This is a genomic window from Simplicispira psychrophila DSM 11588, assembly GCF_000688255.1.
GTDB lineage: Bacteria > Pseudomonadota > Gammaproteobacteria > Burkholderiales > Burkholderiaceae_C > Simplicispira > Simplicispira psychrophila.
The window spans coordinates 286,819-304,119 of the sequence record NZ_JHYS01000003.1 but is presented as its reverse complement, the minus strand read 5'-3'; the positions used below and the strand labels follow the sequence as shown (position 1 = coordinate 304,119).

General features: G+C 60.5%; 17 protein-coding genes. 3 read left to right on the top strand and 14 right to left on the bottom strand.

Annotated features, from left to right (window positions below):
- Positions 1–5: 5 nt before the first annotated feature.
- From Q390_RS0105260 to Q390_RS19020, 5 genes are all read right to left on the bottom strand, one after another.
- Positions 6–542 carry a thiosulfate oxidation carrier protein SoxY gene (locus Q390_RS0105260; RefSeq protein ID WP_051603044.1) on the bottom strand — a complete coding sequence of 179 codons (537 nt, stop codon included), beginning with the start codon at positions 540–542 and terminating at the stop codon, positions 6–8.
- Positions 543–545: 3 nt separating this feature from the next.
- Entirely contained in the window at positions 546–1,889 is a 1,344-nt protein-coding gene (locus Q390_RS0105255) for an NAD(P)/FAD-dependent oxidoreductase (RefSeq protein WP_027995123.1), read from the bottom strand.
- A gap of 42 nt (positions 1,890–1,931) precedes the next feature.
- The gene (locus tag Q390_RS0105250; RefSeq protein WP_027995122.1) at positions 1,932–3,221 is read right to left on the bottom strand and encodes an NAD(P)/FAD-dependent oxidoreductase; all 1,290 of its coding nucleotides are present in this window, start codon (positions 3,219–3,221) and stop codon (positions 1,932–1,934) included.
- Positions 3,218–3,586: a c-type cytochrome gene (locus Q390_RS0105245; RefSeq protein ID WP_027995121.1), complete on the bottom strand. Its 369-nt coding sequence runs from the start codon at positions 3,584–3,586 to the stop codon at positions 3,218–3,220. The genes Q390_RS0105250 and Q390_RS0105245 overlap by 4 nt, the downstream gene beginning before the upstream one ends.
- A 204-nt stretch (positions 3,587–3,790) precedes the next feature.
- Positions 3,791–4,780: a DNA-binding protein gene (locus Q390_RS19020; protein ID WP_084153784.1), complete on the bottom strand. Its 990-nt coding sequence runs from the start codon at positions 4,778–4,780 to the stop codon at positions 3,791–3,793.
- Between the two features lie 132 nt (positions 4,781–4,912).
- On the opposite strand from Q390_RS19020, the gene Q390_RS0105235 reads away from it, so the two are divergent.
- A complete protein-coding gene (locus Q390_RS0105235) occupies positions 4,913–5,980 on the top strand; it encodes a tyrosine-type recombinase/integrase (RefSeq protein ID WP_027995120.1) in 1,068 nt (355 codons plus the stop codon).
- 68 nt (positions 5,981–6,048) lie between these two features.
- On the opposite strand, the gene Q390_RS0105230 is transcribed toward Q390_RS0105235, so the two are convergent.
- Complete coding sequence (locus Q390_RS0105230) at positions 6,049–6,390, bottom strand: ArsR/SmtB family transcription factor (protein WP_027995119.1); 342 nt, start codon at positions 6,388–6,390, stop codon at positions 6,049–6,051.
- Positions 6,391–6,542: 152 nt separating this feature from the next.
- Here Q390_RS0105230 and Q390_RS0105225 point away from each other — a divergent pair, with 152 nt between their 5' ends.
- On the top strand, positions 6,543–6,752 hold the full coding sequence (locus Q390_RS0105225; protein ID WP_027995118.1) for a YgaP family membrane protein: 210 nt from the start codon (positions 6,543–6,545) through the stop codon (positions 6,750–6,752).
- Positions 6,753–6,799: 47 nt separating this feature from the next.
- The gene (locus Q390_RS0105220) at positions 6,800–6,991 is read left to right on the top strand and encodes a YgaP family membrane protein (RefSeq protein ID WP_027995117.1); all 192 of its coding nucleotides are present in this window, start codon (positions 6,800–6,802) and stop codon (positions 6,989–6,991) included.
- A gap of 127 nt (positions 6,992–7,118) precedes the next feature.
- Here Q390_RS0105220 and bioB read toward each other — a convergent pair whose 3' ends face one another.
- The 8 genes from bioB to scpA form a co-directional block, all read right to left on the bottom strand.
- Positions 7,119–8,162: a biotin synthase BioB gene (gene bioB, locus Q390_RS0105215; protein ID WP_027995116.1), complete on the bottom strand. Its 1,044-nt coding sequence runs from the start codon at positions 8,160–8,162 to the stop codon at positions 7,119–7,121.
- A gap of 154 nt (positions 8,163–8,316) precedes the next feature.
- The gene (locus tag Q390_RS0105210; protein WP_211250416.1) at positions 8,317–9,207 is read right to left on the bottom strand and encodes a spermidine synthase; all 891 of its coding nucleotides are present in this window, start codon (positions 9,205–9,207) and stop codon (positions 8,317–8,319) included.
- A complete protein-coding gene (locus tag Q390_RS0105205; protein ID WP_211250415.1) occupies positions 9,204–9,848 on the bottom strand; it encodes a fused MFS/spermidine synthase in 645 nt (214 codons plus the stop codon). Before Q390_RS0105205 ends, Q390_RS0105210 begins: the two co-directional genes overlap by 4 nt.
- Positions 9,845–10,315 (bottom strand): VOC family protein, encoded by a 471-nt coding sequence (locus Q390_RS0105200; RefSeq protein WP_027995113.1) that lies wholly within the window; start codon positions 10,313–10,315, stop codon positions 9,845–9,847. The genes Q390_RS0105205 and Q390_RS0105200 overlap by 4 nt, the downstream gene beginning before the upstream one ends.
- Positions 10,316–10,428: 113 nt before the next feature.
- Entirely contained in the window at positions 10,429–12,483 is a 2,055-nt protein-coding gene (locus Q390_RS0105195; RefSeq protein ID WP_027995112.1) for an acetyl-CoA carboxylase biotin carboxylase subunit, read from the bottom strand.
- Positions 12,484–12,504: 21 nt separating this feature from the next.
- Positions 12,505–14,037, bottom strand: a complete 1,533-nt coding sequence (locus tag Q390_RS0105190) for an acyl-CoA carboxylase subunit beta (protein ID WP_027995111.1) — start codon at positions 14,035–14,037, stop codon at positions 12,505–12,507.
- A 36-nt stretch (positions 14,038–14,073) separates the two neighbouring features.
- Positions 14,074–15,123 (bottom strand): methylmalonyl Co-A mutase-associated GTPase MeaB, encoded by a 1,050-nt coding sequence (gene meaB, locus Q390_RS17600; RefSeq protein WP_051603042.1) that lies wholly within the window; start codon positions 15,121–15,123, stop codon positions 14,074–14,076.
- 11 nt (positions 15,124–15,134) lie between these two features.
- The gene (scpA, locus tag Q390_RS0105180) at positions 15,135–17,297 is read right to left on the bottom strand and encodes a methylmalonyl-CoA mutase (protein ID WP_027995110.1); all 2,163 of its coding nucleotides are present in this window, start codon (positions 17,295–17,297) and stop codon (positions 15,135–15,137) included.
- Positions 17,298–17,301 lie beyond the last annotated feature (4 nt).

The window sequence follows — 17,301 nt, the reverse complement described above, 5'->3', positions numbered from 1 at the left end:
TAAGCTCACATGCCGCAGCCGCTGGCGGCCACGGTCACGCTCTGTTGGGCCGCCAGCACCTTGCCGCTTTTCATGCGCGCCAGGGCGTGGATGGTTTGCGTCTGGGACAGGCGCACGCGCACCGCCGCTTCAGCGGTGCCAGCCGCTGCAGTGAACTGCAGGCGGCAGGCTAAGGGCGAGGGGTTCAGATCGGCCAGCACGATGATTTCTTCGCACCAGTCGTCGTCCGTGATCGGCAAGGTGACCTTGACTTTGATGGGCACCGCGCTGGGGTTGTCGGCCAGCACCGCAACCTCTAGCAGCAGTCCTTGCGCCTGCGGTGTGGCTTGGCCGGTGAACTGGGCGATTTGCTGTTGAAACTCCACTGGGTTGGGCGCCAGCGGATTGGACAGATGGGCTGAAATGGGCTCGGCTGCGGCTGCGGGGCTGGCCTGCGCCCATGCCGCGCTGGGCAGGGCCAGTGCGGCACCGGCCACCGCTGCGCCCGCAACCAACGCGCGCCGTGTCAGCGGGGAGGAGGGAGGCTGAATAGGTCTGTGCATGGGTCAGATGGCCAGAAAGTCGCTGAATTTGCTGTGGATCCAGCCAAAGTCTTCTTTGACCATATCGTGCGTGCGCACGTCCATGTCGATCTGGGTTTGGATGACCTTGTCGGTGGGATCGACCTCGTACTCGAATTTGACCGAGATTTCTTCCTGTGGCTCGGCGTTGACCATCATGAAGCAAAGGTTGTCGGGCAAGAGGGGCGTCACTTCCTTGCCGGAGACGCGCTGGGCGATGTTCTTGGCCACGATCTTGCCGATGTAGTTGGCCACGTGGGCGCTCTTGGGGTAGTGGCCAAACTGGTCGGAGATGGCGCCCATCAAGTCGCCGACAAAGTACACGCGGTCGTCGCTGTGGGCATGGAACAGGCGCGGGTGCATGTCGGCCCAGCCGGTGGGTTTGCCGGTGGCATCCTTGCCGATCAGGTCGGCGTGCCAGACCATTTCGGCCGCTTGGTGGGGCGGCATCAGGATGGCATCGTCAAATTTAAACTCGCCCGCCGTCGTCTTGATGCGCTTGTTGAAGGGATCGACCTCTTGCACGCGCGCATTCGGCACGTGGGTGATGATGTCTGGGTACAGCTCTTCAAACGCCTGCTTGTAGCCGACACCGATAGGGCCAATTTTTGGTTTGGGGTCAAGAATCAGGATTTTTCCGGGGATTTTGTTCTTCTTGATATGCCCGGCAATCAGGCAGGCGCGCTCGTACGGTGAGGGCGGGCAACGGTGGGGCGGCGGGGGCAGCGTCATCACCAGCGTGCCGCCCTTGAAGTCTTTGACTTTTTGCTTAAGCGCAAACATCTCTTGGTTGGGGATGTAGGCATTAGGGAAGTGCTTGCGGGTGTAGTCGATGGCACGCTGGTCATTGCCAAACCAAGCTTCGTAGTCGTTGCGAATACCGCCTGACAGAATCAAAAAGTCGTACTCGATCAGCCCGTGAGCGGTGTGCACCAGCTTTTTATCGCGCTCAAACCCCGTGACTTCGGTTTGCAGCAGTTGGTAGCCATAGGTATTGGCCGGGCGCAGCATGTCACGGTTGACGAAGTCGGTGCCAACGATGTCGAACAGCCACTTGTTGCTCATGGGGCCAGACCAGAAGGTCGGGTTGCGCTCCAGCAGCACTACATCGGAGTGGGGAATCAGATCGCGCAGGTAGCGCGCGGCGGTCATGCCACCCCAGCCACCGCCGCAGATCACGATGCGCGGGCCCTTGCCTTGGCGCGGCAGGATGCGCGATTGCGGCGTGATGATGGCCGGGGCGGCCAGCGCCAGCGAGGGTGCGAGGCTGCTGGCGACTGTGCCCAGCGCCAGCGCCGATGGACTGAGCAGAAAATTGCGACGTTGCATGGATAAGGCTCTCTTGGTTAATGTTTGAAGCTGCGGTGTGGATCAACGATCCCAGATGTCGGCGCTGATGGCCGCATACCAAGCTGCGCCGTAGCGGGCCTCGGCCGCGCGAAAAGCCGCGTTGCCCTCCAGCGGGCTGACGCCGCCGGAGTCTGGCACTTCGGTCAATTTTCCGGCCTGCGCGCGATAGACGCCGGCCACCGAGATGCCGTGGTCGGGGCCGATCAGGCTGTAGCAGGTGTTGGCATAAGCGGCCACAGGCGCAGGCTGGCCGGTCAGCTCGGCCGCAATCGCGGCAGCGGCCACCTTGCCTTGGGTGTTGGCCGCAAAGCCAGACTTGGGCATGGGAGCGGCGATGGTGGCGTCGCCCAGCACATAGACGCCCGCTATCTGGCGCGATTCAAAGCTCTCGGCCTTCACCGGCACCCAGCCGCTGGCGTCCGTGACACCCGCGCGCTCGGCAATGAAGCCCGCCTTTTGCGGCGGAATGACATTGAGCACCGCCGCTTTGTGGCGCGTGCCAAAGACGGTTTCGACTTCCAGTGCCTTGGCATCCACGCGCAGCACCTGCCCGTCATCGGACTGTTTGACCCATTCGATCATGTCGCCATACAGCATCTTGAAGGCTTGCAGGAACAGGCCTTGCTTGGAGAAGTTGTCTTTGGCGTCGAGCAACAGAATTTTGCTGCGCGGTTTGTGCCGCTGAAAGTAGTGGGCGACCATGGCGGCGCGCTCATAGGGCCCGGGCGGGCAACGAAAGGGGTTGTCGGGAATCACCATCACGAAGCAGCCACCGTCGGCCATCGCGTGCATCTGCTGGCGCAGCAGTTGGGTTTGGGCACCCGCCTTCCAAGCGTGCGGGGCTGTTTGCGCTGCCGCTTCGCCGTAGCCCTCGATAGCGTTCCAGCGCATGTCCACGCCGGGCGAAAGCACCAAGCGATCGTAGTGCAAAGTCTGGCCGCTCGACAGGCGCAGCGTGCGCGCGGCGGTGTCTACGTCGTCAGCACGGGCGTGTACCACGTCCACCCCCGCTTGGCGCAGGCCGTCATAACCGTGGCCGAGGCTGTCCCAGCTGCGCAGGCCAGCCAAGTACAGGTTGGAAAAGGGGCAGGTGATAAAGCGCTCCGCCGGTTCGATGAGCGTTACACGCACCTGAGGGGCGCGCTGGCGCAGGTAGCGCGCAGCAGTGGCACCACCAAAGCCGCCGCCGACCACCACCACATGGGCGCGGCCGGCTTGGGCGTGAACAAACGAAGGCAGCGCCAGTGTGGCGGCACCGGTGATGGCGCTGCCGAGCAGGGTGCGCCGGGAAAACAGTGTGGAGTGTGTCATTTGGCCTCCTTGCTGCCAAACCACTGGGCCAAGGCCTCGATGTGGGCTGCGTCGTAGCCCTTCATCAGCCGGGTCATCACGGTGGCGTCCGCCACAGTGCCGGCCTTGAAAGCCAGCAGGCGCTGCTGTAGGTGATTGGCGCTTTGACCACGCAGGCTGCGAATGGCGCTGCCACCGGGTGCTTGGCCATCCGGCCCATGGCAGTTGGCGCAAGTGCCCGCCAGCAAGGAGACGTCTTGTATTTGCGCCGCGCTCAACGCGGCAGCGGGAGGAGATTCTGCGGCAGCAGCCGCGCTGAAAGCCGCCAGCAGCCAAGCCAACCATAAGGCCGACGGGTGTTTGAAAAAAATAAAAGACAGTGGCATCAAAGCATCCTGTAGACGCAAAGAGCCTGTAAGCCGATGGCTGGCGCACTCTCCGCATCCGATCCGGTCAATCGGGGTGACAAATACGGCTTGGGCCTTGGTGCGATCTGGGTGTCCCTCTCAGCCGTCACGCGGCACAAGCAAAACTATCTGACGCTGCGGATTCTATAGCACGTTCTGTAACATATTCAGCTGCATCGGCGACTACGGCCGCGGTCTGGCCAATTTGCGGCGCAGTGGTGCCCGTCCCACGCCACCCATGGCCCTGACCGGCCGTGCTGGGGGAGGCGCAGGCCGCGCCAGAGCGGTTTGGGCTTGCAAGTCTGACAACAACACTTGGGCCTGAGCGGCTTGACCTTGGGCGCTGGCCAGTTCTTGACGTACGGCTTGCAATTGCTCGGCGTGGGCGCTGCGGGTGGTTTGCAAAGCGGTGGCAGCGGCGGCGCCAGCCATGTCAGCCTGGATCTGCAAAAGCGCGTTTTTTTTCGCTTCTTCTTGCGCTAGCAGCGCTGATTTACGTGCCTCCTGGCGGGCGCGATCGACTTCTTCCAGCCAGCGCCGTTCGTTCGCCACATGCCGCGTTTCGATGGTGCTGCGCTCGTCGCGCGCTTGTGCTTGCACCTGTTCCAGTTGCTGTTGCAGCGCGGCCAAGCGCTCGCTGCTGCGCTGGGCGGCGCTGCGCAGATCGCGCAATTCCTGCTCGCGCTGCACCAAGGTGTCTTGCTGCGCTTTGGTGCGCTCGTTGCTTTCGCGCAGCTGCTGGGTGGACAGCGCCAGCGCGGTTTCCATGGCCTGTGCACGCTCATGCAAAGCCAGTTCACGCGCGTGCAGCTGCACGCGGGCGTTTTCCAGTTCTTGCGCGGTGGCGTCTTGCTGGGTTTTCCGTGCGGCCCAAGCCTGCGCTGCGTCGGCCTCAGCGGCGCTGCTGGCGGCGACCCACAGCGCCTGCGCCGCTTGCATGACGGCCTCGGGCACGGCGCTGTCTGAAGACGTTGTGCCTGCGCCGCCCAAACGCTGGCCTAAGCCACCAAACCATTGTTCCAGCATGGGACTGACGGTATTGGGCGAGCCACGGCCCAAACGCAGCCGAATGCGCTCGATGGTGGGCCGCGCGCCTTCTTGCAGCAAGGCATCAGCGGCCTGGGCAACATCTATGTACTGGATTCCTCGGGGACTGCGGTAAGTGTGCTGCATGATTCAGACCCGTTTATTTAGTATCGATAAGGGAAGGTTATCGCGATGTATTTTCTACATTTGTAATACAAAATATGTATTATGTATGAAAAATTATAAATCTATCTCTAGAATGCTGAAATGACTACGCCTATGCTTCTTCCCCTCTCTGCCGTCCCGGTATTGCAGCCCGCCACGCTGAGCGACATCACGCGCGATGCTGTGAGCGAGTTGATGCGCGATGGTGAATCACAAAACACCTTGGTCAGCTACCGCACGGCGTTGCGTTACTGGGCTGCCTGGTATGGCCTGCGTTATGGCGGCGGCATCCAGCTGCCTTTGCCGGTCACCTGTGTGCTGCAGTTCGTGGTGGATCACGCGCAGCGCATGACGCCGCAGGGGCTGGCGTTCGAGTTGCCTAAAGAGGTGGATCAGGCCTTGGTGGCCGGCGGCTACAAAGGCAAGCTTGGGCCGATGGCGCACAACACGCTGGTGCACCGGATTTCGGTGATGTCCAAAGCGCACCAACTGCGCCAGCTGGCCAACCCTTGCCAAGATGCACAAGTGCGCGAACTGTTGTCGCGCACGCGCAAGGCCTATGCCAAGCGCGGCGCCTTGCCGCGCAAAAAAGCGGCGCTGACCAAAGACCCGTTCCAGGCGCTGCTGGAGACGTGTGATGACACGCTGCGCGGCAAGCGCGATCGGGCTTTACTGTTATTTGCCTGGGCCAGCGGCGGCCGGCGGCGCTCAGAAGTGGCAGCGGCCGATATGCAGGCCTTACGGCGCATTGGCGAGGCCGAATACCTCTACACCCTGGTGCATTCCAAGGCCAACCAGTCCGGCACGGACCGGCCAGAAAACCACAAACCAGTGCTGGGCGCTGCCGGACAGGCGTTGAAGAACTGGCTTGATGCCAGCGGCATCATCGATGGGTTGATTTTTCGGCGCATTTTGAAGGGCGGGCACCTGGGCGGGGCCATGTCGCCCGCGGCCGTGCGCACCATCGTGCAGACGCGCTCTGCACTGGCGGGTGTCGATGGGGATTTTTCAGCGCATTCGCTGCGCTCAGGGTTTGTCACCGAGGCCGGGCGGCAAAACGTCTCACTAGCCGACACCATGGCCCTGACGGGCCACCAAAGCATCCCGGCAGTGATGGGCTACTTTCGGGCCGAAGCGGCCATTTTGAACAAGGGCGCACGCCTGCTGGACGACGACGCTTGAGTGTTGTTGCCGTTGTCGGGTTACGCCATCTGGGCTAACCCAACCTACAGAGCTGCCCTGCCCTCTATTTATTGCACGCTGCTGAAAAGCGCCTGGCGGCTTTCTGCGGTGCGCTCAAACTGTTTGGCGATGTTGTCGCACACCAAGTCACACAAGGCATATACCGTCGGATCGGCGATGCGGTAATACACGCTGGTGCCCCGGCTCTCGCGGGCGACAAAGCCGTGCTGCGTCATCAACGACAGGTGGCGCGAGATATTGGCCGCCGTAAAGCCGCACAGCTGCGCCAGTTCGCCGACGTTGTGCTCGCCCTGGCGCAGAAAATTCAGAATGCGCAGCCGCGTTGGCTCGGCCAATGTCTGGAAATACGCGGCGACCTGTTGCAGCGCCTCAGGGGGTAAATTTTTCATGCCTTCATTGTCCTTGTGAGCAATTGTTCCGGCGTTTCGCATGGATATAGCGACTGGGCACGGTACGCAATGATACCTTCATTGACTAATTAGCTGATTGGCTAAATAATGCATTTGTTTTTCGATCACCCCTGTTTGCAAAGGATTGGCCCATGAGCTCTTGGCAATTGGTACGGCTATTGGCTGGCATTTTCATTCTTCTGTCGCTGGCCCTGGGCATTCCAGGCAGTCCGGTGTTCGTCAGCGCATGGTTTTTGGCGTTCACCGCCTTTGTTGGCGTCAATCTGCTGCAAAGCGGCTTGACCCAATGGTGTTTGTTGGAAACCATGTTGCGCAAAATCGGTATCCAGCCCGGTTGCTGAACATTCCTTCCCCACGGGGAATCTGCTTATCAAAAAAAGGTCCTGAAATGAAAGTCAATGTTGGAACGGTGGACCGCAGCTTGCGCGCCGTCGTAGGTTTGGTGCTGATTGGCTTGGCCGCTACCGGTACGGTCGGTTGGTGGGGTTGGCTGGGCGTGATTCCTTTGGCCACCAGCGTGTTTAGTTTCTGCCCGGCTTACACGCTGCTGGGCATGAACACTTGCCCTATGAAAAAGTAGTCAAAACGCTATGCAACCCTTGTAGCGCTTGCGCTTTAAGCTATCAAAAACACCTGCTGCGGCAGGTGTTTTTGATGTATGGGGAGTTTATTTACGTGCAACTGCCCTCTAAGGCGCCGTAACCACACTACCTAGCGCCCTGCTTCAGCGCTGGCGCGTTACTGGTTTGCGCCACTTGGTGTCCCGGCAGACCCAGTTTGCGCAGCAACTGCACGTCGGCTTGCACGTCTGGGTTACCCGTCACCAGCAATTTGTCACCATAAAAAATCGAATTGGCACCGGCCATGAAGCACAGCGCCTGCACCGCTTCGCCCATTTGCTGGCGGCCCGCCGACAAACGCACGCGCGCCGTGGGCATGGCGATGCGGGCGACAGCAATCACGCGGATAAAGTCAAACGGATCGACCGGCTCACTGTCAGCCAGCGGCGTGCCGGGCACGCGCACCAGGCTGTTGATCGGCACCGATTCCGGATACGGATTGAGGTTGGCCAACTGCGCAATCAGCCCCGCGCGGTGCACGGGCGCTTCGCCCATGCCAATAATGCCGCCGCAGCACACGCTAATCCCCGCCGCGCGCACGTGTTGCAGCGTGTCGAGTCGGTCTTGGTAGGCGCGGGTGCTGACCACGTCGGTGTAGTACTCGGGCGCGGTGTCGAGGTTGTGGTTGTAGTAATCCAGCCCGGCGTCTTTGAGTGCCAGCGCCTGGTGCGAGGCCAACATGCCCAGCGTGGCGCAGGTTTGCATCCCCAGGCCTTTGACAGCGGACACCATCTCAGACATTTTTTCAATATCACGGTCTTTCGGTGCGCGCCATGCCGCGCCCATGCAAAAGCGCGTCGCGCCGGCGTCTTTGGCGGCTTGCGCGGCGCGCACCACTTCATCCACGGCGAGCATTTTTTCCGCCTTCACCCCTGTTTCAAACTCGGCGGACTGCGGGCAATAGCCGCAGTTTTCTGGGCAGCCGCCGGTTTTGACCGACAGCAGCGTCGCCAGCTCGATGTCGCCTTCTGGCCAATGGGCGCGGTGGACGGTTTGCGCTTGGAACAGCAAATCCAGCAGCGGTTTGTCCAGCAGCGCTTGAATTGCCTCGATGCTCCACGTGCCAGCGGCGGGCGCAATCGGTGCGGTGGGGTGGTGCCATTGGACGGCTTGATTGGTGGCGGTATGCATACAAATTCTTTCGTTCAAAGCTGCGTCTCAAAAGGAGCAAATAGCGCCATGCATCAGTGATGCATGTGTGGTGTAGATAGGTTATTTTGTTTTATAAAATAAGCTTTTTTCGATTTAACAGGTAGCAAATCACGCCAGCTTATAAGCTTTTTTATCAACGCAGTAACAGGTTGGACGGCGAGTACTGATCGGTCAACACCCGCACCCCAATCGCCTTCGGCTGTTCCTGAAAACGTGGCAGCAACTGCGTCGATGACAGCCCCAGCAGCGCCAGCTTGGCATCCCACTGCACTGCATTGCGCTGCACCTCGGCCAGCGGCGGAAGCGCGTTGCGCCCGGCCAGCAGAATGCGGTTGCCGCCGTCCATATCGACTTGGTACAGCCGCCCAAACACCGCCTGATAAGTAGCAGCCTCGTGCTGCGCCAATTTTCCCGTCGCAAAGGTGTTGGCCGTCAGCACGCCCTGCGGCGTCAGCAGCGACTGCACCTGTTGCAAAAATTCGCGCGTCAGCAGGTGCTCGGGGATGTAGTCCTTGTCAAAGGCGTCGATCAGCACCAAGTCATACGTCGCTTTGGCGCGGCGCTGCTGGCGCACAAATACGCGCGCATCAGCGACATGGCTGTGCAGGCGTACGTCTTCGCGGTAACCAAAGTGGGAACGCGCCACCTTGAGCACGGCGGGATCTAGCTCCACTGTGTCGATGTGCATCTGTGCATCAATCGCCCGCAGAGCCATCGGCATCACGCCGCCGCCTAAGCCCAAAATCAGCACCCGCTTGGGCGGTGCGGCCAGATACAGCGCGCTGAAAAGCCCTTTGGTGTAATTCAGCACCAGCTGGTGCGGCTGGCCGATGCGGATGCAGGTTTGGCGGGCATGGAAGCGGCCAAATTTCATGCAGCGGTAGCCCTCGCCATCGACCACCAAAATGTTGCGATAGAGCGATTTTTCTTGGTAGATGGTGTCGGGCAGGGCAAATTTTTCGCTCTGCGCCAGCGCGGCGGTGCAGGCCAGCAGCGCCAGCCAGCCTGTGCCCCAACGCTTCACGCGGGCACCTTGCTGTGTGCGGGATGGAGGCGATCCAGCACGATCAAGCTCAGCCCGACCAGCGCTGACATCGCCATCAGGCACAGCAAAATGGTGTGGATTTCGAGGTATAGCACCAGATAAAACGAGGTCAGCAAGGTGCCGGTGGCCGAGCCCAGCGTTGAGACGAAATACAACCGACCCGCTGACATGCCCGAGCTGCTCAGCGCCGACACCAGTAAGCGCACGGCATACGGCGAAATCATCCCCGACAGCACGGTGGGCGCGCCAAACAGCAGCAGTGAACCCAACAGCGAGCCGTAACGCGGATCGGGCACGGCGTCCGACAAGGCTTCCAGCACCACATCGCCGATGCCAATGATCGGCAGCGCCAGCAGCGCCTCGCCCAGCAGCAACAGGCCCAAGCGCGCTAACGACGGCTGGTGCAGCGAAAAGCGCCCGCCGAGCAAATAGCCCACCGACAGGCAGGCCATGAACACCGCAATTACCCCGCCCCAGACAAAAATGCTGTTGCCAAAAAACGGCGCTAGCAACCGTCCGCCCAGCAGCTCGATGCCCATGACGAAAAAGCCGCTCCAGCCAGCCGCCAGGTAAATCAACAGATGGCGGCGGTCGAGGACAGCATCTAAACCAGCGTTCACCCCAGCGCAGCGATCACGTCCGCCGGGGCTTGCACCAGCTCAATCAGCACACCTTCGCCGGCAATCGGGAATTGCTCGTTGCTTTTGGGGTGCAGAAAAGTGATGTCGTAACCGGCTGCGCCCTTGCGGATGCCACCGGGAGCAAAGCGCACGCCTTGCGCGGTCAGCCATTCGACGGCGACGGGCAGGTCGTCAATCCACAGGCCGATGTGGTTCAACGGCGTGGTGTGGACGGCGGGCTTTTTATCGATGTCCATCGGCTGCATCAGGTCCACTTCGACCTTGTAGGCACCCTGCCCCATCGCCAGGATGTCTTCATCGACGTTCTCGCGTTCGCTCTGGAAGGTGCCGGTTTGCGTCAGGCCCAGCATGTCCACCCACAGGGCTTTCATGCGGTTTTTATCGGTGCCGCCAATGGCAATTTGCTGGATGCCGAGGACTTTGAAAGGACGGGTGCTGTTGGTCATATGGAATATTGCTCCTATTTTAATAGCTATTAGCGCATGTATCTAAAGGGCTAGAGGCTGAAAAGACTTAAAAAAGGGGCACGAAGCCCCTTTTTGCTGATCCTAGGCCGGAATTACACAAATTCCATGATTACCTGGTCTACTGCCAGCGACTCACCCTTGCCAGCGACGATTTTGCCGACCACGCCGTTTTGCGACGCCAGCAGCACGTTTTCCATTTTCATGGCTTCGATGACGGCCAGTTTTTCACCGGCTTGCACCGTCTGGCCTTCTTGCACTGCCACATCGACCAGCAGGCCGGGCATGGGCGAGAGCAAGAATTTGGACATGTCCGGCGGTGCCTTGTACGGCATCAGCTGGTACAAGCGCGCGCCCAGGGGCGACAGCACCATGGCTTCGATTTGCGTGCCGTTGTGCGCCACGCGCAGCGCCAGCGGGTTCTTGTTGGCGCCGCGCTCAATTTGCGCGGTAAAGCCCATGCCGTTGCACTGGCCCTGTACGCGAATCTGGCCCAAGGTGGCGGTGCTGCTGATTTGGTAGCACTTACCGCCGACCAGCACGGAGCTAGACAGCAATGCGCCCTCCACCGCAAAGTCCGTCACCGAGACTTCTTGCTGCGTGTTCTGGCCTTCGTGGCCCAGCGTGACAACGACATATTGTTCGCCGACACGCACTTCGTGGCCCGACAACTGTCCGCTGATGCCTGAAGCGCGGGCGCGGTAGCGGCGGTTCATGTAGGCGGCCAACGCCACCATGAACAACGGGTCTTCGTGCGGTACGTCTTCCGCAGCAAAACCGTGGGCGTAGTTCTCGGCGATAAAGCCGGTGTTGAAGTCGCCCGAGACAAATTTCGGATGTGCCAGCAGCGCCGCTTGGAACGGGATATTGGTGCTGATACCGCGAATCACAAAGCCATTCAGCGCCGCGCGCATCTTGGTGATGGCGTCGTTGCGGTCGGTGCCGTGGACGATGAGCTTGGCGATCATCGAGTCGTAGTGCATCGGAATTTCACCGCCCTCGTACACGCCGGTATCGACGCGCACGCCATACTTTTTGCTCGGATCGGCTTGGAACATCGACTCCTCTGGCGGCTGAAAGCGCACCAGACGGCCCGTCGATGGCAAGAAGCTGCGAAACGGGTCTTCGGCGTTGATGCGGCACTCCATCGCCCAGCCTTCGCGCTTCACATCCTCTTGCGCCAGCGGCAGTTCTTCGCCGGCAGCGACGCGGATCATCAGCTCGACCAAATCGAGGCCGGTGATGCACTCGGTGACCGGGTGCTCGACTTGCAGGCGAGTGTTCATCTCCAAGAAGTAGAAGTCTTGGTCTTTGCCGACGACAAACTCGACCGTGCCGGCGCTTTGGTATTTCACCGCTTTGGCCAGTTGCACTGCTTGCTCGCCCATGGCTTTGCGCGTGGCGTCGCTGATGAACGGGCTTGGTGCCTCTTCAATCACCTTTTGGTGGCGGCGCTGGATCGAGCACTCGCGCTCGTTCAAATAAATCACATTGCCGTGGCTATCGCCCAGCACTTGGATTTCGATGTGGCGCGGCTCTTGGACAAACTTCTCAATAAAGATGCGGTCGTCGCCAAAGCTGTTGCGGGCTTCGTTTTGGCAGGCGGTAAAGCCTTCAAATGCCTCTTTGTCGTTGAACGCGACACGCAAACCCTTGCCGCCACCGCCAGCGCTGGCCTTGATCATCACCGGGTAGCCAATACCTTTGGCGATTTCAACCGCCTGCTCGGGGCCGGCAATCGCATCGTTGTAGCCGGGGATGGTGTTGACTTGGGCCGCCAGCGCCAGCTTTTTTGAAGCGATTTTGTCGCCCATGGCAGCAATCGAATGCGCCTTAGGGCCGATGAAGGCAATGCCCTCCTCTTCGCAGCGGCGGGCAAAAGCCTCGTTTTCCGACAAGAAGCCGTAGCCGGGGTGAATCGCTTGCGCGCCGGTTTGTTTGGCGGCGGCAATGATTTTGTCGGCCAGCAAGTAGCTGTCGCGGCTGGGCGCGGTGCCAATGCGCACCGCCTCGTCGGCCAGCAGCACATGGCGCGCTTCTTTGTCGGCGTCGGAATACACCGCCACGGTGGCGATGCCCATTTTTTTGGCGGTGGCAATGACGCGGCAGGCGATCTCGCCACGGTTGGCAATCAGGATTTTGGTAAACATGTTCTTGTGCTCCTTGGACGATTACAGCGGGATGTTGCCGTGCTTGCGCCAGGGGTTTTCTAGTTTCTTGTCCTTGAGCATCACCAGCGAGCGGCAGATGCGCTTGCGGGTTTCGTGCGGCAGGATAACGTCGTCGATAAAGCCACGCGCGCCGGCGACAAACGGGTTGGCAAAACGCTCTTTGTATTCGGCTTCGCGTGCGGCCAGCTTGACCGGGTCGTTTTTGTCTTCGCGGAAGATGATTTCCACCGCGCCCTTGGCGCCCATCACGGCAATTTCAGCGTCGGGCCAAGCCAAGTTCACGTCGCCGCGCAGGTGCTTGGAGCTCATCACGTCATAAGCGCCGCCGTAGGCCTTGCGCGTAATGATGGTGATCTTGGGGACGGTGCACTCGGCATACGCGTACAGTAGCTTAGCGCCGTGCTTGATGATGCCGCCGTACTCCTGGCTGGTGCCAGGCATGAAGCCGGGCACATCGACAAACGTCACCACCGGGATGTTGAAGGCATCGCAAAAACGCACAAAGCGCGCTGCCTTGATGCTCGACTTGATGTCCAGGCAACCGGCCAACACCAACGGCTGGTTGGCGACGATGCCGACTGTCTGGCCTTCCATGCGACCAAAGCCGATGATGATGTTTTTGGCGTAATCAGGCTGCAACTCGAAGAAATCACCGTCGTCGGTGGTCTTGGTGATCAGCTCCTTCATGTCGTAGGGCTGGTTCGGGTTGTCGGGGATCAGCGTGTCCAGCGAGTAATCGGCACGATCGACCGGATCGTGGCTCGGGCGCACCGGTGGTTTTTCGCGGTTTGACAGCGGCAGGTAGTTGTACAGGCGGCGCAGCATCAGCAGGGCTTCGACGTCGTTGTCAAACGCCAGGTCGGCCACGCCGCTCTTGGTGGTGTGGGTGATGGCGCCGCCCAGCTCTTCCGCGGTGACTTCTTCGTGCGTCACGGTTTTGACCACTTCGGGGCCGGTGACGAACATGTAACTGCTGTCTTTGACCATGAAGATGAAGTCGGTCATGGCGGGCGAATACACCGCGCCACCGGCCGATGGTCCCATGATCATGCTGATCTGTGGCACGACGCCGCTGGCCATGACGTTGCGCTGGAACACGTCGGCGTAACCGCCCAAAGAGGCCACGCCCTCTTGAATGCGCGCACCGCCCGAATCGTTCAGGCCAATCACTGGCGCGCCGACCTTCATCGCTTGGTCCATGACCTTGCAAATTTTCTCGGCGTGGGCTTCGGACAGCGCACCGCCAAACACCGTGAAGTCTTGGCTGAACACAAACACCAGGCGACCATTGATCATGCCGTAGCCCGTGACTACGCCATCGCCCGGAATTTTGTTGTCTTGCATGCCGAAGTCAGCGCAGCGGTGCTCGACAAACATGTCCCATTCTTCAAAGGTGCCGTCGTCCAGCAGCAGCTCAATGCGCTCGCGCGCCGTCAATTTGCCTTTGCTGTGTTGCGCGTCGATACGCTTTTGGCCACCGCCCAAGCGCGCCAAGGCACGCTTTTTCTCCAGTTGTTCCAGGATGCTTTGCATAGTTCGTCCTCGTTGAATTGGTTATTTTGCTATTGATTAAATAGCTACTTGCGCTTGTCCCATATGGGTTGCAAGCATATTTCGTGCTGCAGTCGATGCGGCAATGCGTCCGGCGGATACATCGGCCAGCACGCTGGGCAACAGCGCTTGCACGCGTGCGTCTTGGTGGAAGGCTTGCTTCAAACCGGCCTCGATGCGCTGCCACATCCACGCCATGTTTTGCTGCTGGCGGCGTTTATCGCGTTTGCCGTTGGCGGTTTGCAGGCTGTTGAATTCGCTCACCGCGGCCCAAAAATCATCAACGCCGGTGCGCTCCAAGGCACTGATTTGCAGCACTTTGGGTTGCCAAAAGCTGCTGTCGTGGCGCTCGTTACCCGCCGTGCCGTGCAGGCCGAGCAAGCGCAGCGACGAGGTGATTTGCGCCTGCGCGCGCGTGGCGGCGTGCGGATCAATGTCGGCCTTGTTGATGACCACCAAGTCGGCAATCTCCATCACGCCTTTTTTAATCGCCTGCAATTCGTCGCCGGCGTTGGGCAGTTGCAAGAGCACGAACATATCGGTCATGCCCCACACCGTGGTCTCCGACTGGCCGACACCGACGGTTTCGACAATCACCACGTCGTAGCCCGCCGCTTCGCAGACCAGCATGGCTTCGCGGGTTTTTTCAGCCACGCCGCCGAGCGTGCCGCTGCTAGGGCTGGGGCGGATATAGGCCTCTTCGCGCATCGACAAATGCTCCATGCGCGTTTTGTCGCCCAAGATGGAGCCGCCCGACACCGTGCTGGACGGGTCAATTGCCAACACCGCGACGCGCAGACCTTTATCAATCAGGTGCAGGCCGAGCGTTTCAATAAACGTCGATTTGCCAACCCCCGGCACGCCGCTGATGCCCAAACGCAGCGCTTTGCCGGTGTGCGGCAGCAGTTGCGTCAGCAGTGCGTCGCCTTGGGCGCGGTGGTCGTTGCGGGTGGATTCCAGCAGCGTGATGGACTTGGCCACGGCGCGGCGCTGTTGCGCCGGGGTGCCGTGCAGCAGGGCTTGGTACAGCGCATCGACTGGGGACACCGTGGACGTCTGGGGGGACATCACAGCCGCGCTCACACCGAGAAGGCCTTACGGATTTGCTCCAGCACGTCTTTGGCGCTGGCCGGAATCGGCGTGCCGGGGCCATAAATGCCCTTGACGCCTGATTCGTACAGGTGCTCGTAGTCTTGCGCCGGAATCACGCCACCGACGAAAACGATGATGTCGTCGGCGCCTTGGTCTTTTAGCGCTTGAATGATGGCCGGAACCAGCGTTTTGTGGCCGGCGGCCAGCGTCGAGATGCCGACCGCGTGCACGTCGTTCTCAATCGCTTGGCGCGCGCATTCTTCGGGTGTCTGGAACAGCGGCCCCATGTCCACGTCAAAACCAAGGTCGGCAAAGGCCGTGGCGACCACTTTGGCGCCCCGGTCGTGGCCGTCTTGGCCGAGTTTGGCAATCATCACCCGGGGGCGACGACCGGCTTTGTCGGCAAAGTCGTTGATTTCGGCCTTGAGTTTGTCCCAGCCTTCGGCAGAATCGTAAGCCGCAGCGTACACACCGGTCACCTTTTGCGTGTCGGCGCGGTGGCGCCCAAAGATTTCTTCCAGCGCGTCCGAGACCTCGCCCACCGTGGCGCGCAGGCGCATGGCGTTGATGCTTAGCTCCAGCAGGTTGCCTTCGCCGCTTTCAGCCGAAGCCGTCAGCGCCGCCAGCGCCGCTTTGACTTTGGCGTCGTCGCGGGTGGCTTTGATGTGGTTCAGGCGGGTGATCTGGCCGTCGCGCACTTTGACGTTGTCAATTTGCAAGATATCAACCGGGTCTTCTTTGGCCAGCTTGTATTTGTTCACGCCAACGATGACGTCTTTGCCCGAGTCGATGCGCGCTTGCTTCTCAGCGGCGGCGGCTTCGATTTTCAGCTTGGCCCAGCCGCTGTCCACCGCTTGCGTCATGCCGCCCATCGCTTCGACTTCTTCGATGATGGTCCAGGCCGCATCCATCATGTCTTGCGTCAGCTTTTCCATCATGTAGCTGCCCGCCCACGGATCGACGACGTTGGTGATGTGCGTCTCTTCTTGGATGATCAGCTGGGTATTTCGGGCAATGCGCGAGGAAAACTCGGTCGGCAGCGCAATTGCTTCGTCCAGCGCGTTGGTGTGCAGGCTTTGCGTGCCGCCAAACACCGCCGCCATCGCCTCGATGGTGGTGCGCACGATGTTGTTGTACGGGTCTTGCTCGGTCAGCGACCAGCCGGAGGTCTGGCAGTGGGTGCGCAGCATCAGGCTTTTCGGGTTCTTAGCGCCGGTGCCTTTCATGATGCGGCACCACAGCAGGCGCGCGGCGCGCATCTTGGCGACTTCCAGATAGAAATTCATGCCAATCGCCCAGAAGAACGACAGGCGCGGCGCAAATTCGTCCACGTCCAACCCCGAGGCAATGGCGGTTTTGACGTATTCCTTGCCGTCGGCCAGCGTGAAGGCCAGCTCCAGCGCTTGATTGGCGCCGGCTTCTTGCATGTGGTAACCCGAGATCGATATCGAGTTGAACTTCGGCATATTGCGTGCCGTGTAGCCAATGATGTCGCCAATGATTTTCATCGACGGCTTGGGCGGATAGATGTAGGTGTTGCGCACCATGAACTCTTTCAGAATGTCGTTCTGAATGGTTCCAGACAGCTTGTCTTGGCTCACGCCCTGCTCTTCGGCAGCGACGACGTAACCAGCCAACACCGGCAGCACCGCGCCGTTCATGGTCATCGAGACCGAGACTTTGTCCAGCGGAATCTGGTCGAACAAGATTTTCATGTCCTCGACCGAGTCAATTGCCACGCCGGCCTTGCCGACGTCGCCGGTGACGCGCGGGTGATCCGAGTCGTAGCCCCGGTGCGTGGCCAAGTCAAACGCTACAGATACGCCTTGGCCGCCAGCAGCCAGTGCTTTGCGATAGAAGGCGTTGGATTCTTCGGCGGTCGAAAAACCGGCGTATTGGCGAATCGTCCACGGGCGCACCGCGTACATGGTGGCTTGGGGGCCACGCAGGTAGGGCTCAAAACCGGGCAGCGTGTCGGTGTACGACAGGTCGGCGGTGTCGGCAGCGGTATAGAGCGGTTTGACGACGATGCCGTCGGCAGTGGTCCAGTTCAGGGCGGAGACATCGCCACCGGGGGCGGACTTGGCAGCATCGCGCTCCCAGTCGGCAAGGGTGGAAGGCTTGAAATTCGAGTCAGTAGGGCTGGTCATGGCG